Source organism: Streptomyces sp. NRRL S-350 (assembly GCF_000719705.1).
Lineage (GTDB): Bacteria > Actinomycetota > Actinomycetes > Streptomycetales > Streptomycetaceae > Kitasatospora.
The window spans coordinates 137,150-152,464 of the sequence record NZ_JOHO01000008.1 but is presented as its reverse complement, the minus strand read 5'-3'; the positions used below and the strand labels follow the sequence as shown (position 1 = coordinate 152,464).

At 73.2% G+C, this 15,315-nt stretch carries 14 protein-coding genes; 8 read left to right on the top strand and 6 right to left on the bottom strand.

The features are described from left to right. The first annotated feature begins 96 nt into the window (after positions 1 to 96). Entirely contained in the window at positions 97 to 522 is a 426-nt protein-coding gene (locus IF30_RS0110760) for a winged helix-turn-helix transcriptional regulator (RefSeq protein WP_037899580.1), read from the top strand. On the opposite strand, the gene IF30_RS0110755 is transcribed toward IF30_RS0110760, so the two are convergent. Next, entirely contained in the window at positions 506 to 1,273 is a 768-nt protein-coding gene (locus tag IF30_RS0110755) for a TetR/AcrR family transcriptional regulator (protein ID WP_030235438.1), read from the bottom strand. The two genes, IF30_RS0110760 and IF30_RS0110755, sit on opposite strands and share 17 nt — an antisense overlap. Before the next feature lie 74 nt (positions 1,274 to 1,347). Between IF30_RS0110755 and IF30_RS46520 the strand changes: the two genes are divergently transcribed. Continuing rightward, the gene (locus tag IF30_RS46520; protein ID WP_037899578.1) at positions 1,348 to 1,542 is read left to right on the top strand and encodes a DUF6011 domain-containing protein; all 195 of its coding nucleotides are present in this window, start codon (positions 1,348 to 1,350) and stop codon (positions 1,540 to 1,542) included. An 80-nt stretch (positions 1,543 to 1,622) separates the two neighbouring features. Here IF30_RS46520 and IF30_RS48605 read toward each other — a convergent pair whose 3' ends face one another. Then, on the bottom strand, positions 1,623 to 3,605 hold the full coding sequence (locus IF30_RS48605; protein WP_051709774.1) for a hypothetical protein: 1,983 nt from the start codon (positions 3,603 to 3,605) through the stop codon (positions 1,623 to 1,625). 345 nt (positions 3,606 to 3,950) lie between these two features. On the opposite strand from IF30_RS48605, the gene IF30_RS43405 reads away from it, so the two are divergent. From IF30_RS43405 to IF30_RS0110715, 6 genes are all read left to right on the top strand, one after another. Next, positions 3,951 to 4,685: a DUF6215 domain-containing protein gene (locus IF30_RS43405; RefSeq protein WP_051709772.1), complete on the top strand. Its 735-nt coding sequence runs from the start codon at positions 3,951 to 3,953 to the stop codon at positions 4,683 to 4,685. A gap of 120 nt (positions 4,686 to 4,805) precedes the next feature. Further along, entirely contained in the window at positions 4,806 to 5,477 is a 672-nt protein-coding gene (locus IF30_RS0110735) for a DsbA family oxidoreductase (protein ID WP_030235429.1), read from the top strand. A 217-nt stretch (positions 5,478 to 5,694) separates the two neighbouring features. Continuing rightward, entirely contained in the window at positions 5,695 to 6,390 is a 696-nt protein-coding gene (locus IF30_RS0110730) for a hypothetical protein (protein WP_030235426.1), read from the top strand. A gap of 733 nt (positions 6,391 to 7,123) precedes the next feature. After that, on the top strand, positions 7,124 to 7,474 hold the full coding sequence (locus IF30_RS41270) for a DUF6542 domain-containing protein (RefSeq protein WP_051709766.1): 351 nt from the start codon (positions 7,124 to 7,126) through the stop codon (positions 7,472 to 7,474). Further along, positions 7,467 to 9,197 (top strand): LCP family protein, encoded by a 1,731-nt coding sequence (locus IF30_RS0110720; RefSeq protein ID WP_051709763.1) that lies wholly within the window; start codon positions 7,467 to 7,469, stop codon positions 9,195 to 9,197. Before IF30_RS41270 ends, IF30_RS0110720 begins: the two co-directional genes overlap by 8 nt. A 148-nt stretch (positions 9,198 to 9,345) precedes the next feature. Next, a complete protein-coding gene (locus tag IF30_RS0110715) occupies positions 9,346 to 9,729 on the top strand; it encodes a VOC family protein (RefSeq protein ID WP_030235418.1) in 384 nt (127 codons plus the stop codon). 91 nt (positions 9,730 to 9,820) lie between these two features. Here the strand turns inward: IF30_RS0110715 and IF30_RS0110710 are convergent, their stop codons facing one another. The 4 genes from IF30_RS0110710 to IF30_RS0110695 form a co-directional block, all read right to left on the bottom strand. Next, positions 9,821 to 10,888 (bottom strand): 2-oxoacid:ferredoxin oxidoreductase subunit beta, encoded by a 1,068-nt coding sequence (locus IF30_RS0110710; protein ID WP_030235415.1) that lies wholly within the window; start codon positions 10,886 to 10,888, stop codon positions 9,821 to 9,823. Beyond that, positions 10,885 to 12,882, bottom strand: a complete 1,998-nt coding sequence (locus tag IF30_RS0110705; protein WP_030235412.1) for a 2-oxoacid:acceptor oxidoreductase subunit alpha — start codon at positions 12,880 to 12,882, stop codon at positions 10,885 to 10,887. Before IF30_RS0110705 ends, IF30_RS0110710 begins: the two co-directional genes overlap by 4 nt. A gap of 313 nt (positions 12,883 to 13,195) precedes the next feature. After that, positions 13,196 to 13,858 (bottom strand): response regulator transcription factor, encoded by a 663-nt coding sequence (locus IF30_RS0110700; protein ID WP_030235409.1) that lies wholly within the window; start codon positions 13,856 to 13,858, stop codon positions 13,196 to 13,198. 165 nt (positions 13,859 to 14,023) lie between these two features. Then, the gene (locus IF30_RS0110695) at positions 14,024 to 15,034 is read right to left on the bottom strand and encodes a polyprenyl synthetase family protein (protein WP_030235406.1); all 1,011 of its coding nucleotides are present in this window, start codon (positions 15,032 to 15,034) and stop codon (positions 14,024 to 14,026) included. Positions 15,035 to 15,315: the final 281 nt, after the last annotated feature.

Below are 15,315 nucleotides of genomic sequence, written 5' to 3'. Positions count from 1 at the left end.
GGTGGCACTAACCTTTCGAAAGTACGCACTTCGAAGTACGGTACTGGTATGCGGGTAAGCATCAATGCGGGGAGCAGCCGTGAGGGAGAGCGGATCATGAACGCGAGCGAGCAGGTCCGCCAGCCGGTCGGCGCAGAGACGGGCGGGCTCCCGCCCGCCAACGTCTTCGACCGGATGTGCCCGTCCCGCGGCGTGCTGGAGCACGTCACCAGCCGCTGGGGGGTCCTCGTCCTCGGCGCGCTGTACGAGCGGGGCTACCGGTTCAGCGAGCTGCGGCGGCAGGTCTCGGGGGTCAGCGAGAAGATGCTCGCCCAGACCCTGCAGACACTGGAGCGGGACGGCTTCGTACTGCGCGAGGCGCACCCCGTCATCCCGCCCCGGGTCGACTACAGCCTCACCCCGCTCGGCCGGGAGGCGGCCGAGCTGGTCGCCGCGCTGGCGCACTGGACGGAGCAGCGGGTGCCGGCCGTCATCACGGCCCGCGAGGAGTACGACGGGCGGGCTGCTACCGCCGTCGGATGAGGGCTTCGAGCCCGTCCAGGACGCGGGCCAGGCCGAAGGCGTACGCGTGGTCCGGGTCGTACGCACCGCCGTGCGCCTCCCCGGCCGCGGCTCCGACCCGGGCGGCCACCGGGTAGCGCTCGGGGTCGAAGACCCGGGCGAGCAGTTCGGCGTTGGCGGCCCACCACTGCTCGTCGGTCATCGCGCTGTCCTGGCGTGCGGCGCGCTCGTCGGCGGCCATCCGGGCGCAGGTCTGGACGAAGCCGAGCAGGTGGGTCAGTGCGGCGTCCAGGTCGACGTCGGGCAGGCCCGTGCCCTCGAAGGCGCGCAGCTCGTACTCGTACTTGGCCATCAGCCCGGGCCCGAGCGGCGGGCGGCTGGTGGAGACGGCGGCGACCCACGGGTGGGCGCGGTGGAGCGCGCGGTTGTCGTCCGCGACGGCGGTGACCCTGGCCCGCCAGTCCTCGCCGGCGGGGGCGCTGCGGGGCATCGTGGCGTAGACGGTGTCCAGCATCAGGTCGAGCAGTTCGGCCTTGCCGGGCACGTAGGTGTAGAGCGCCATCGGGGAGACCCCGAGTTCCTGCGCCACCCGGCGCATGGTGACGGCGTCCACGCCTTCGGCGTCGGCGAGGGCGACGGCCGCGGCGGCGATCTCCCCGGTCGAACGGGCCTGCCTGGGGCCGCGCCGGCCGGGCTTCTCCTCCGTGGTGAGCCCCCAGAGCAGGGCGAGGGTGCGCGCCGGGTCTCCTGCGCTGCTGCGGTCGCTGGCCATGGGAGCCATCGTGTCACGCACCGGTCCACGTATCGACAGGGGTCTTTCCCGGCCCCGGCGACTACCGTCTCCCCATGACCAGCCCTGAGCCGCTCCCCGGTACGGACACCGCGCGGACCCTCCCTTCCCGGGTGACCTGCCGCCGCTGCCACCGGCCGCTGCACGACCCAGAGTCGCGGATGCTGCGACTGGGGCCGGAGTGCCGCGACCCGGCGGAGCGGGTCGCGCGGTTCGACGTCGACCAGGACCCGTTGCCGGGCGTCGGGTAGCGGGGCGTCGGGTAGCGGGGCGCCGGGCAGCGGGCCGTGCCGGGGCCTGGGCGTGCCGGGGCACGGGAGCACCGCGGGCGTCAGCCGCGGCCGAGGAGCCGTCCGAGGAAGCCCCAGCGCTGCGGCTCACGGGCCGGTACGGGTGCCGACGCCGGTGCCGGCGATGGCGATGGCGATGGCGATGGCGATGGTGCCGAGGCGGGTGCCGGAGCCGGTGCCGACGCCTGCTCCGGTTCGGGCTCGTCGGCCGAGTCGACCGCCTCCTCGGCGCGGATGGCCGCCCGGGCGAGGGCGAGGTCAGCCGGTGGCATCCAGGGCGCGGCGAGCACCAGGCGGCACACCGAGCGCAGGACCGTCACCACCCGCGTGTGCCGGGCGTCGACGCAGTGGTTCATCAGCGTCCGGAGCTGGGCGGCGATGTCGGCGCGGGTCTCCGGGTGGGTCCAGCCGATGGCGACGAGCGCCAGGCCGGCCGCCTCGGCGACCCAGTCCTCGGGCCCGAGCAGCAGGTCGCGCAGGACGCGGCGGCGCTCGGAGCCGTCCCACGGCTGGTCGGTGCGGTGGTGGGCGATGCCGAGGCAGGCGAAGGACTGGACGGCGCGGACCCACAGTTCGGGCTGGTGGGCGAGCAGGGCGCGGCCGAGTTCGTCCTCACGCGGCTGCGGCGGGTGGGCCAGGACGCCGAGCAGGTCGGCGAGCGGCAGTCCGGCGAGGCGGACGGCCTCGTCGTAGACGGCCGGGATGCTCGGCCAGACGATCCCGGTGATGGCGCGGACGAGTTCGGCGCTCTGCGGCGCGGGCGGGGCGACGGCGGGCCTCGGGTCGGTGCCGTCCCAGGTCCAGATCCGGGTCGTGGTGCCGGTCAGCGGCAGCCGGGGGTCGGGGTCGCCCACGGACTGGTAGACGAGGGTGCACCGGGGCAGGGCGAGGTGCAGTGCCAGCCGCGAGCTGGGCGGTTCGAGGGTGGAGACGGTGCACTCGATGTCGGTGTCGCGGTTGGTGTCGGATGCCGCGAGCACCTGGTGCAGCAGGTTGACGGTGGCCTCGGAGGTGCCGGGGACCATGCCGAGCCACGGCTCGCGGTGGCTCAGCCGGGCCAGCAGGTCCTGGGCGTACTCGTGGTCGGGGTGGGCGCGGTGGTGGTCGGCCAGGCCGAGCAGGTGGGCCGGGTCGCCGTCCACCGCGTGGCGCAGCCCGTACCGGGCCGGGGCCGCCTTGGGGTGGTCGGGCTCGGCGGCGAGCACCCGGTCCAGCCAGGGCAGGCCTTCGGCGGGGCGGCCGAGGGCGCCGTACAGCTCGGCGACGTCCACGGCGAGGTGGCTGCTGGGGTTGTCCCGGCCCGGTGCGACCCGCGCCAGTTCGGCCTCCCAGACGGCGAGCGCCCGTTCCGGCTGGCCGTCCGAGCGCAGGGCGTTGCCGAGCATCACAGCGGGCAGGTAGCCGGGGGCCAACCGGTAGGCCAGTTCGGCGAGTTCGACGGCGCGGGCGGTCGCGCCCAGGCGGCGGGTCAGGCCGGAGGCCATCGCCAGCAGGAGCGCGTGGTCGCCGTGGCGGGCCAGCACGGCTTGCACGAAGGTGTCGAAGGGCCTTACGGCTTCGGCCAGTTCGGCGGGGAGCGGGTCCGGCAGGGCGCCGGCCGCGCGGGCCACCGCCTGGGCGAGGGCGTCCGGGTCGACCAGGCCGGGCAGGTCCTCGCGGGCGAGCCAAGCCGCGTGCGCCCAGGGGCGGCCCGGCTCGTACTGGACGGCGGAGGCGAGCAGGCCGACGGCGGTGTCCCAGTCCCCCGCGGCGGCCTCGACGTGGGCCCGGCAGGCGACCGTGCCGAGGTACACCTCGCCGTCCAGCCGGAACAGCTCGCGCGCGGCCGCGGGGCCACCCGCCGCAGCGCACAACTCGGCCAGCGCCTCGTGCAGTTCGGGCAGCTGGGGGTCGGCGAGGATCGCGTCGGAGAGGTGCTCGGCGGCGTGCGGGAGGTCGCCGGAGTCGATCGCGAGCCGGGCGACCGCGACCTCCCCCTCGGCGGCCAGCCGCTCGTCGCCCGCGTCGTCGGTGTGACCACCCATGCCCTGACCCCCCGGTTGCACCGTCTCGCTCCGCACGAGGCTATCCGGTGCGCCCGACGACCCGGCGACGGCCCCGCGCGCGGTTCCGGCCAACTCCTCAATCGGATACGACCCGTACGAGCGGTTCAGGCCTCCGGCGGGTACGGATCCCGACGGCCGCACCCCGCACATCGACCTGCTGCACGATCCCGACACGGTCGAGACCCCTGGTTCTGGACTCCCCCGTCTGCGCAGGTCACGCGCGTGACCGCGCCCATCGCCCGCCAGCGGGCCGCGGCTACGATCAGCCCGGCTCATGGGCCCTCGGATGACTGGGGGCGAGCTTCTTGACGGGGGGAGCCCGGAATGGACACCGACACGACTGGCGCTGCGGGCGCGAGCGGTACGGCGGGCGCGACGGACGAGGCCGACAGCGCCGGCGACGGCGCCACCGAGGGCGCCACCGAGGGCGCGAAGGGTGCGGGCACCGGCAACGGCCGGACGGGCATCAAGCTGACCGCGGTGGTGGCGCTGACCGTCGCCCTCCTGGCCGGCCTGTGGAAGCTGGGCGTCCTCGACGACGCCCCGAAGCCGGCCGGCAAGCCGGTCGAGTGCGTCGAGCCCCGGCCCACGGACCCGCCCGGGTACCCGGCGATGTGTGCCGCGCTCAACCGCCCCGACCTGCCCGCCCTGCTGGGCACCCCGGACGATCACGTCTCCACCGCGCACCCGGCGCCCCTCGCCCTGGGGAAGGACGTCATGGTGGAGGTGCGCCTCATGCGGACGGTCGTGACCCTGATGGACGACTCCCCGTCGGTCGAGGACATGCTCGGCATGCCGCAGTTCTTCGCGAAGCCGACCACCCTGCTCGGCCACCCCGCCGCGACCTACTCGTCCAGCACGATGGTGCTCGCCCCCGGCGGAAAGGCCGGCCCCGGCACCCGGAACCTCGTCGTCGCTCAGGACCCCAAGGCTCCCGGCGGCCGGGCCGTCGAGATCGCGGTGTTCCGCCAGGACGGCCAGGCTCCCGACGACGCGGCCCTGGCCCGGGTCGCCGAGACGGTGATGCCCACCCTCCCGGGCTGGGTCGCCGCGCCCTGAGGTCCCCGGACCTGAATATTTCAGCACGAGAAATATTCAGGCCGGCGGCCGCGTTGACCTCGGCAGTCGGCGCGCAAAAGGCCTGCGCGCGAGAGAACGCGAGAGAAGGAGTGCAGCGCCGTGCGCGTCGAGATCTGGAGTGACATCAACTGCCCGTGGTGCTACATCGGCAAGGCGCGGTTCGATCGGGCTCTGGAGGGCTTCGAGCACCGCGAGGAGGTCGAGGTCGTCCACCGCTCCTTCGAGCTGGACCCGCGCGCACCGCACGAGGCCCGCCCCCTCCTGCCGCTGCTCGCCGCCAAGTACGGGATGAGCCTGGAGCAGGCCGAGGCGGCGGAGGCGCGGATCGCCGAGAACGCGCGCGGCGAGGGCCTGCCGTACCTGAGCGAGGGACGCGACGCCGCGAACTCCTTCGACATGCACCGGCTGCTGCACTTCGCCAAGGAGCACGGCCGGCAGGCACAGCTGCTGGACGCCCTCTACCGGGCGAACTTCGCCGACGAGCGCTCGGCGTTCGAGGCGGGCCGGCTGGTCGAGCTGGCCGTCGAGGCGGGGCTGGACGGCGAGGCCGCGGCCGCCGTGCTGGCCGACCCGGAGGCGTACGCGGACGCGGTCCGCGAGGACGAGACGACGGCGAGCGCGATGGGGGCGACGGGCGTGCCGTTCTTCGTCCTGGACCGGCGTCTCGGCGTCTCGGGCGCCCAGCCCGCGGAAACGTTCACCCGGGCCCTGGAGCAGGCCTGGGAGAGCCGGGTCACGGTGCCGCTGGTGTCCCTCACTCCGGAGGGCTGAGACGGCCCGGGAGCGGACGCCGTGATCCGCGCCCGGTGGCCCGACGGCCGGCGCGCGGCTGATCACGACTCGATATCCCTTGTCACGGACTCGCGAGAGACTCGTCACGGCCCGGTCAAAACGGCACCAAAATCATGGCGCCCGCTGTGCGGACTGCGCTATGAACGTCCCTCAGGAGGGCCGCCGCCTGGCGGTCCGCAATAACGGGGGACGTCACATGAAGCCCATCCGCAGCAGTCGTCGCGCCGTGGCCCTGGCCGCGCTGGCCGCGGTCGGCACGCTCACCATGACCGCCTGCAACGACGACGCGTCGTCGTCCGACACCGCGACGACCCCGCCGGCCGCGCCCACCGCCGCCGCGACGTCGCCCAGCGGCGGCGCGATCACCCCGGCAGCCCCGACCTCCGCCCCGGCGGGCGGCGCGGCCTCCGGCTCTGCCGCCGCTCCGGCGCCGGCCGGCTCCACCCCGGCGCCCGGCACCACGGTCAAGGTCGGCGACGCGGTCACCATCCCGTTCAGCTCGGGCAGCACCAAGGGCACCATCGCGCTGGCGGTCACCTCGATCGAGAAGGGCGACCCGGCCGACCTCACCTCGCTCAACCTGGGCGACAAGGCCAAGGGCCTGGTGCCGTACTACATCCACTACAAGATCACCAACGCCGGCAGCACCGACCTGTCCTTCACCAGCGTCACCCACATGAAGGGCCTGCTGGCGGACGGCACCGAGGCGCAGGACCTGATGATCATCGGGTCCTTCCCCAAGTGCAAGGGCGATTCGCTGCCCAAGGGCTTCACCAACGGTCAGTCGGCCGAGTCCTGCTCGGTGGCGATGTCCCCGGAGGCGTCGAAGGTGGCGGGCGCCGAGTACTGGGGCGACCCCTACACCCTCGGCAAGGGCGTCAACTGGAAGTGACCCACCCGGACGCCGGGCGGGGACGGCAGTGCGCCGCCCCCGCCCGGCGTCGCCGTTGGCACACCCTTACCGGCCGCCACGCGGCCGTCGCGCCCGAACACCGCCCCGCGGCGCGCTCCTCTCACCCGTCGGCCCCGCAGCCGCCCCTCCCAGCACCTGACCGTCCCGGCACCTGCCCGCCGGGCGTCACGGCGTCGCCAGGCTTCACCGGGTCGCCGGGCTTCACCGGGTCGCCGGGCTTCACCGGGTCGCCGGGCTTCACGGGATCGCCGCCGGGCCCACCCCGGCGGACCCGAAGGTACGGCTGAAAGCACGTGATCTATGCTGCCTAGGATCCCTGGACCCGCGTAGAGGCAATGGGGAAGCGCCTGCCTCCGGCCACGGAGCAGCCGGCCGCGCACGGGACCAGCCGACCGCGCACGGAACCAGCCGACCGCCATCGGCGTCCAGAACTGGCAGCGCCCCGAACGGACTTACGGACGGGCAACCGGCGCGGGCGCCGCCGTGGCGCCCGGAACACGGGAACACCGGGGGTGAGTGCGTGGCGGGGCAGCGAGGACGGTCGCCCGAGCGGGGACGGTCGTCCGACCAGGATCAACGGCGGCGGGCGGCGGACGGGCCGTCAGCGGGCAGGCCGACGAACCGGCCCACAGTCAGGCCCACAGCCAGGCCGACGAACCGGCCGGCAGACCGCCCGAAGCGCCCCTTCTCCGGCGGGCCCGCCCTCCCGGCAGTGGCCGCCGTCGGGCTGCCGGCGGTGGGCGCGGCGATCAGTGAACTCTCCGGCCCCGGCATGGGGCTGGCGTTCGCGGTGACCGCCGTGCTCGGCACCGGCCTGGCCGCCGCGCTGAGCACCCGCAACGGCTGGTGGTGGGTGCTCGCCGCCTCCCCGCTGATCGTCCTGGGCGTGACGGCCGCCGCCGAGCTGCTGGCCAACCGCGACCTCTACCAGGGCAAGGGCCTGGCCACCGGCGCCGCGAAGTGGGTGGTGCACGGCTTTCCCGTGATGGCTGAGGCCGCGGCGGCGGCCCTCGTGGTGATCGTGGTCCGGGTGGTCCGGGACCGGAGGAGGACCCGTGGCTGAGAACAGCGCGAACGGCACGAACGGCCGGAACGGCGCGAACAGCGCGAACGCCAGCCGGAACGGCGGGAACGGCGAGCAGCAGGAGGGCGGCCGCGCGGCCGCCCGCAGGACGGCCCGGACCCCGGCCCGGACCCGGCCGCCGCTGCTGATCGCGGGCCGGGTGGTGGCCTGCACCGCCGGTCTGGCGGTCTTCGCCGCCAGCGGCGTGGTCTGGTACGAGTACAAGCAGCTCACCGACGGGATGACCACCTCCAACGTCATCGCCGACACCAAGAAGGACGCCCCCAAGCACCTCGACAACTCGGTCAACCTGCTGCTGATCGGCCTGGACAGCCGCAAGAACATGGACGGCACGGACCTCCCGCCGCAGTTCGTCCAGGACGAGCTGCACGCCGGCCACAGCTCCGACATCGGCGGCTACAACACCAACTCCCTGATCCTGCTGCACATACCGGCGGGCGGCGGCAAGGTGCAGGCGGTGTCCGTCCCCCGCGACGACTACGTCATGACCTACAACGCCGACGGCTCCCAGCTGGGCATGGCCAAGATCAAGGAGGCGTACGGCAACGCCAAGGACAAGGCCGACGCGGGCCTGCGCGCCAAGGGCCTCAAGGGCGCGGACCTGGAGAAGGCCGGCCGCGACATCGGCCGCGCCGCCACCATCCGCACCGTGCAGAAGTTCCTGGACCAGCCCATCGACCACATCGCCGAGGTCAACCTGATGGGCTTCTACGACATCGCCAAGGCGGTCGAGCCGATCCAGGTCTGCCTCACCCACGACACCAAGGACCCGGCCATGGAGGGCCAGGGCTCGGGCGCCGACTTCAAGAAGGGCATCAACACCCTCAACGCCTCCCAGGCCCTCTCCTTCGTCCGCCAGCGCCACAACCTCGACGGCCCCGACGGCAACTCCGGCGACTTCGCCCGCACCCACCGCCAGCAGGCCTTCATATCCGCCGTCGTGCACAACCTCAAGCAGAAGGGCATCGTCGGCGACCTCGGCAGGATGCAGGAGTTGATGAGCGTGATCCAGAAGGACCTCGTCATCGACAACCAGTGGAACATCCTCGACTTCGCGCAGCAGGCACCGGCCCTGACCGGCGGCAACGTCGAGTTCAACACCCTGACCTTCGACGGCTTCGGTACGCGCAACGGCCAGGACGTCAACCTGGTCACCCCGTCGAAGATCCAGAAGGTGGTCAAGCAGCTCTTCGGCTACGCCGACGCCGCCCCCGCACCGGCCGACCCCGCGGGAGCCTCCGCCGCACCGGGCCAGCCGGGCGACACCCCGGCGCCGCCCCCGCCCGCGTCCTCGACGCCGCCGCCGACCGCCGCCAAGCCGGCCACCGTGGACGTCTTCAACGCCTCGTCGGCCACCGGGGTCTCCTCCACCGCCGAGTCCAAGGCCCTGGTCGCCATGGGCTTCAAGGAGGGCCGGACGGGACCGGCCGGCACCAAGCCGAAGACCACCACGGTCACGTACGGCAAGGGCGCCAAGGACGCCGCCGATCAGATCGCCGCCCGTTACGGCGTGACCGCCGCCGAGTCCGCCTCCGTGGGCGCGGACCGCGTGGTCGTCACCCTCGGCACTTCCTTCACCGGTGTCGCCGCCGACAAGGCCGCCGCCCCGTCCGGTGCGCCGTCCGATCCGAGCGCCAACCTGCCCATGCAGGGCCCGGGCGTCGACGCCCAGTCCGACGGCGGGATCCCCTGCGTCTACTGACGCCCGCACCGAACCGACCCTCTGAGGGGGCTCCCGCCGGGAGCCCCCTCAGGCATGTCGGGCGGACCCCTGGCCAATTTCTCCGTACTATGTATAGTGTACTGCGTACGGGATAATCGGTCCCGCGCTGACGAGAGGGTCCTTCTCCTTGCAGATCACCAACACCGCCGTGTCCCTGACCGTCGAGGACGTCACCACCTCCGCCGCCTTCCTCCAGCGGCACTTCGGCTACTCCGAGCAGATGTCGGCCGACGGCTTCGTCTCCCTCACCCACCCGGGAGGCGGGGTCGGCGTCGTCTACCTGCGACGCGGCCTCGAAGTCCTGCCGGAGGAGCAGCGGCACCGGACCGCGGACGGCGTGATCCTGGCGTTCGTCGTCGAGGACATCGCCGCCGAGGAACGGCGGCTGCGCGGTGAAGGGGTCACGATCACCCTGTCGCTGCGCGAGGAGCCGTGGGGCGAGAAGCTGTTCCAGGTCACCGACCCGAACGGGGTCGTGATCGAGCTGGTCGAGTGGGCCGATCAGCAGTAGCCCCGGCGGCGGACGTCCGGAGGCGGCCCCGAACGCCGGGCGCCCCTCGTCCCGGCCGGGACGAGGGGCGCCGAACAGCCGACCGGGGCGGTCAGTCCACCGTCCAGGTGTCGTTGCCCGCGAGCAGCACGGCCAGGTCGCCCGGGCCGCGGTGGGCGACGGCGGTGGCTAGCTGGCCGGCCATCAACTCGTCGTAGACGGGCCGCTCGACACTGCGCAGCACGCCGATCGGCGTGTGGTGCAGGGTGTCCGCGTCAGCGATCCGGGAGAGCGCGAAGGCCGTGGTCGGACTGGCCGCGTGCGCGTCGTGGACCAGCACGTCGGCCTCGTTCGCCGCGGTGACCGGCCCGGTGGACAACTCGCCGTCCGGGCCCCGGAAGACACCGTTGCCGCCGTCCGCGCCGAAGCGGATCGGCTGCCCGTGCTCCAGCCGGATCAGCGCCTCGTCCCGGGTGCCGGGCTCCTTCAGCACCTCGAAGGCGCCGTCGTTGAAGATGTTGCAGTTCTGGTAGATCTCCACCAGCGCCGTGCCCTCGTGCTCGGCCGCCGCCCGCAGCACCGACTGCAGGTGCTGGCGGTCGGAGTCGATGGTGCGCGCGACGAAGGTGGCCTCGGCGCCGATCGCCAGCGAGAGCGGGTTGAACGGAGCGTCCAGCGAGCCCATCGGCGTGGACTTGGTGATCTTGCCGAGCTCACTGGTCGGCGAGTACTGGCCCTTGGTGAGGCCGTAGATCCGGTTGTTGAACAGCAGGATCTTCAGGTTGACGTTGCGCCGCAGGGCGTGGATCAGGTGGTTGCCGCCGATCGACAGCGCGTCGCCGTCACCGGTCACCACCCAGACGCTGAGGTCGGGCCGCGAGCCGGCGAGCCCGGTCGCGATCGCCGGCGCCCGCCCGTGGATCGAGTGCACCCCGTAGGTGTTCATGTAGTACGGGAAGCGCGACGAGCAGCCGATGCCGGAGACGAACACGGTGTTCTCGCGCTTGATGCCCAGCTCCGGCATGAAGGACTGCACCGCCGCCAGGATCGCGTAGTCCCCGCAGCCGGGGCACCAGCGAACCTCCTGATCGGTCTTGAAGTCCCGTGCGCTCTGCGGCGCTTCGGCCTTCGGCACCAGCCGCAGGGACGGGAAGGCGTGCTCGCCCGGGCGCTCGCTCATCGGTGGTCCTCCTCGTCCAGGGTGCCGATCGCGGCCCACAGCACATCGGCCAACTGCGCGGCCTTGAAGGGCAGTCCGCGCACCTGGTTGTAGGACTCGGCGTCCACCAGGTACTTCGCCCGCAGCAGCAGGGCGAGCTGTCCGAGGTTCATCTCGGGCACGATGACCTTCTCGTAACTCCTCAGCACCGCACCCAGGTTGGCCGGGAACGGGTTGAGGTTGCGCAGGTGCGCCTGGGCGACCTCGCCGCCGTCCGCGCGCACCCGGCGCACCGCCGCGGTGATCGGCCCGTACGTCGAGCCCCAGCCGAGGACCAGGACCCGGGCGTCGCCGGTCGGGTCGTCCACCTCGACCGGCCTCACGGTGATGCCGTCGACCTTGGCCTGGCGGGTGCGGACCATGAAGTCGTGGTTGGCCGGGTCGTAGGAGATGTTCCCGGTGCCGTCCTGCTTCTCGATGCCGCCGATCCGGTGCTCCAGGCCGGGGGTGCCAGGCACCGCCCAGGGCCTGGCCAGCGTGTGCGGATCCCGCAGGTACGGCCAGAAGGCGCCGTCCTCGCGGTTCGGGCCGGTCGCGAACCGCGGTTCGATCCGCGGCAGTTCGTCGACGGCGGGGATCCGCCACGGCTCGGAGCCGTTGGCCAGGTAGCCGTCGGAGAGCAGGAAGACCGGGGTGCGGTAGGTGACCGCGATCCGGGCCGCCTCCAGGGCCGCGTCGAAGCACTCCGCCGGCGTGGCCGGGGCGACGATCGGCACCGGGGCCTCGCCGTTGCGGCCGAACATCGCCTGCAGCAGGTCCGCCTGCTCGGTCTTGGTCGGCAGCCCGGTGGACGGACCGCCGCGCTGGATGTCCACGACCAGCAGGGGCAGTTCGAGCGAGACGGCCAGGCCGATCGTCTCGCTCTTGAGCGCCACACCGGGCCCGGAGGTGGTGGTCACGCCGAGCGCCCCGCCGAAGGCCGCGCCGAGGGCCGCGCCGATGCCGGCGATCTCGTCCTCGGCCTGGAAGGTGCGCACGCCGAAGTTCTTGTGCTTGCTCAGCTCGTGCAGGATGTCCGAGGCCGGGGTGATCGGGTACGAGCCCAGGTACAGCGGCAGGCCGGAGCGCTGGGCGGCGGCGATCAGCCCGTAGGACAGCGCGAGGTTGCCGGAGATGTTGCGGTAGCGGCCGGCCGGGAGCTTGGCCGGGGGCACCTCGTAGGAGACCGCGAAGGTCTCCGTGGTCTCGCCGAAGTTCCAGCCCGCCCGGAAGGCCTGCACGTTCGCCTCGGCGATCTGCGGCTTCTTGGCGAACTTGGTGCGCAGGAACGCCTCGGTCCCGTGGGTGGGGCGGTGGTACATCCAGGACAGCAGGCCCAGGGCGAACATGTTCTTCGCCCGTTCCGCGTCCTTGCGGGCGAGGCCGCTCTCCTTGAGCGCCTCCAGCGTCAGCGTGGTCAGCGGCACCTTGTGCAGGTGGAAGCCGTCCAGGGATCCGTCGGTCAGCGGGTCCGCCGGGTAGCCGACCTTCGCCAGTGCGCGCTTGGTGAACTCGTCGGTGTCGACGATGATCTCCGCGCCGCGCGGCAGGTCCGGCAGGTTCGCCTTCAACGCGGCCGGGTTCATCGCGACCAGCACGTTGGGGGCGTCGCCCGGGGTCAGGATGTCGTGGTCGGCGAAGTGCAGTTGGAAGGAGGAGACGCCCGGCAGGGTGCCGGCGGGGGCGCGGATCTCGGCGGGGAAGTTCGGCAGCGTGGACAGGTCGTTGCCGAAGGACGCGGTCTCCGAGGTGAACCGGTCACCGGTGAGCTGCATGCCGTCACCGGAGTCGCCGGCGAAACGGATGATCACGCGGTCGAGTCTGCGGATCGGCTTGGCACGGCCCGGTGGCGGGGCGCCCGGGGCAGGCGGCCCGGGAGGCGTGTCCGGGCCGGGGCCGGCGTGGCCGCGCACGGCACGGGCCTCGTCGCCGTCGGGGCCATCCACTGCCTCTGACTGATCGACCTGACTGGTCACTGCCGCGGACCTCCTCCAGGGCGCACCACCGCGGGCGCGGCCCCGTGCCCCGTCCGCCTGGTGCACCTCCCGCATCCTATGCGCGAGGGCTCGGCCTGGGACGGAACTCCCGCATGCGGCGGAAAATCACCGGCCCGCGCCGTCCGTACCGCACTGCGTTGCGTTGCACGGTGCGCTGCCTGCACCGCACCGCGCCGCACTACTGCACCGCACTGGGCTGCACCGCACTGCACCTAGGGAGAACGTCCGGCCGCCGGAGACCATTCCGGATCCGGCGGCCGCCGGCTGCCCTTGGCCCGGTGCCGGGCGGAGGCTAGGAGTTGAGGTACGTCAGCACGGCCAGCACCCGGCGGTGGTCCTCCGGGCTCTGGGCCAGGCCCAGCTTCAGGAATATGTTGCTCACGTGCTTCTCCACCGCGCCGTCGGAGACCACCAGCTGCTTGGCCACCGCGGCATTGGTCCGGCCCTCCGCCATCAGTGCGAGCACTTCGCGCTCGCGCGGCGTGAGACTGGTCAGAACGTCACCCTTGCGGCTGCGGCTGAGCAGCTGCTGCACCACCTCCGGGTCCAGCGCGGTGCCGCCGTCGGCGACCCGGACCACCGCGTCCGCGAACTCGCGCACCTCGGCGACCCGGTCCTTGAGCAGGTAGCCGACTCCCCGGGTGGACCCGGCCAGCAGCTCCGAGGCGTAACGCTCCTCCACGAACTGCGACAGCACCAGCACGTTCAGCTGCGGGTAGCGGCCGCGCAGCTCGACGCAGGCACGCAGGCCCTCGTCGGTGTGCGTGGGGGGCATCCGCACGTCGGAGACCACGACGTCGGGCAGCTCGTCGGCCGCGGCCAGGTCGTGGATGGTCTTCACCAGCGCTTCGCCGTCCCCCACCCCGGCGACGACCTCCAGGCCGCGATCGGTGAGCAGCCGGGTCAGTCCCTCCCGCAGCAGTACGGAGTCTTCGGCGATGACGACGCGACGCATGGCGACCTTCCGGCTGGGGTGAGCTGACGGAGTCAGTCTCCCCCATCGCGGGGGCCGGTCTCCCCCCATCACGGGAGTCGGTGCCCCCCCCGCGAGGTCCTGGTTCCGTCCGTCCGGGTGGTCCGCCCCCTGGCCCGGGCCCGGCGTGGCCGGCCCCGGCCCGGGTCACATCGTGCGGATGGCCACCGCGTCGCAGAGTCCCTCCAGGGCGGCCTTCGCCGGGCAGGCCGGCAGCGGGGCGAGCAGTGCCCGGGCCTCCTCGGCCCGGCGCAGGGTCTCCGCGCGGGCGCGCTCCAGGGCGGGGTGGGCACGCATCAGGCGCAGCGCCTCGGCGTGCAGCGCGTCGTCCGAGAGGTCCTGGGCGACCAGTTCGCGCAGTCGGGTGTCGTCCGGGTCCGCCGGGTCGGCCGGCATCTGCTGCAGCAGCAGGGTCGGCAGGGTCGGCACGCCCTCGCGCAGGTCGGTGCCGGGGGTCTTGCCGGACTCGTGGCCGTCGCTGGCGATGTCGAGCACGTCGTCGGCCAGCTGGAAGGCGATGCCGATCCGCTCGCCGAACTCGCCGAGGGCGTCCACCAGCTCGGGCTCGGCACCGGCCATCAGCGCTCCTATCCGGCAGGAGACGGCGATCAGCGAACCGGTCTTGCCCTCCAGCACGTCCAGGTAGTGCAGCAGCGGGTCCATCTCCGGGCCGGGGCCGCGGGTCTCCAGGATCTGGCCGGTGACCAGCCGCTCGAAGGCCTCGGCCTGCATCCGCACGGCCTCCGGGCCGAGGTCGGCCAGCACCTGGGAGGCCCGGGAGAACAGGAAGTCGCCGGTGAGGATGGCGACCGAGTTGTCCCAGCGGGAGTTGGCGCTGGGGGCGCCGCGGCGCACCGGGGCCTCGTCCATGACGTCGTCGTGGTACAGCGTGGCCAGGTGGGTCAGCTCGACGACGACCGCGGCGGGCACCACGCCGGGCGCGCCCGGGTCGCCGAACTGCGCGGCCAGCAGCAGGAGCAGCGGACGGAAGCGCTTGCCGCCGGCTTCGAGGAGGTGACTGGCGGTGACGGTGATGAAGGGGACGTCGCTCTTGACGGCCTCCCCGAGCGCCGCCTCCACGGCCTCCAGTCCGGCCTGGACGTCCCGGGTCAGGTCGCGGTCCTGCACGCTGAGCCCGAAGGGTTCCACGACGGTCACGAAGACCACTCCTCTGTCCCTGGTCGATCTAGCGGCCTGGTCCCTGAGTGCCGCCGCTGGCCATACAGGCAGGGTATCCGGTCGCGAGTGGATCACTGCACGGGCGTGCGGATCCTGTCATGATCGGGCCGGACGCCCTGGTCAGGGCGGCTGCGCGGGCCGTGCGGCGGTGGGCGGCGAATTCGGTGGGAAACAAGGGCGGGAGCTCCCCCGGAACTCCCTGCCCCCGGATCCGGACAAGGACCCGCCCGGGCCGCGCGGATGAGGCGCGGCCCGGACGG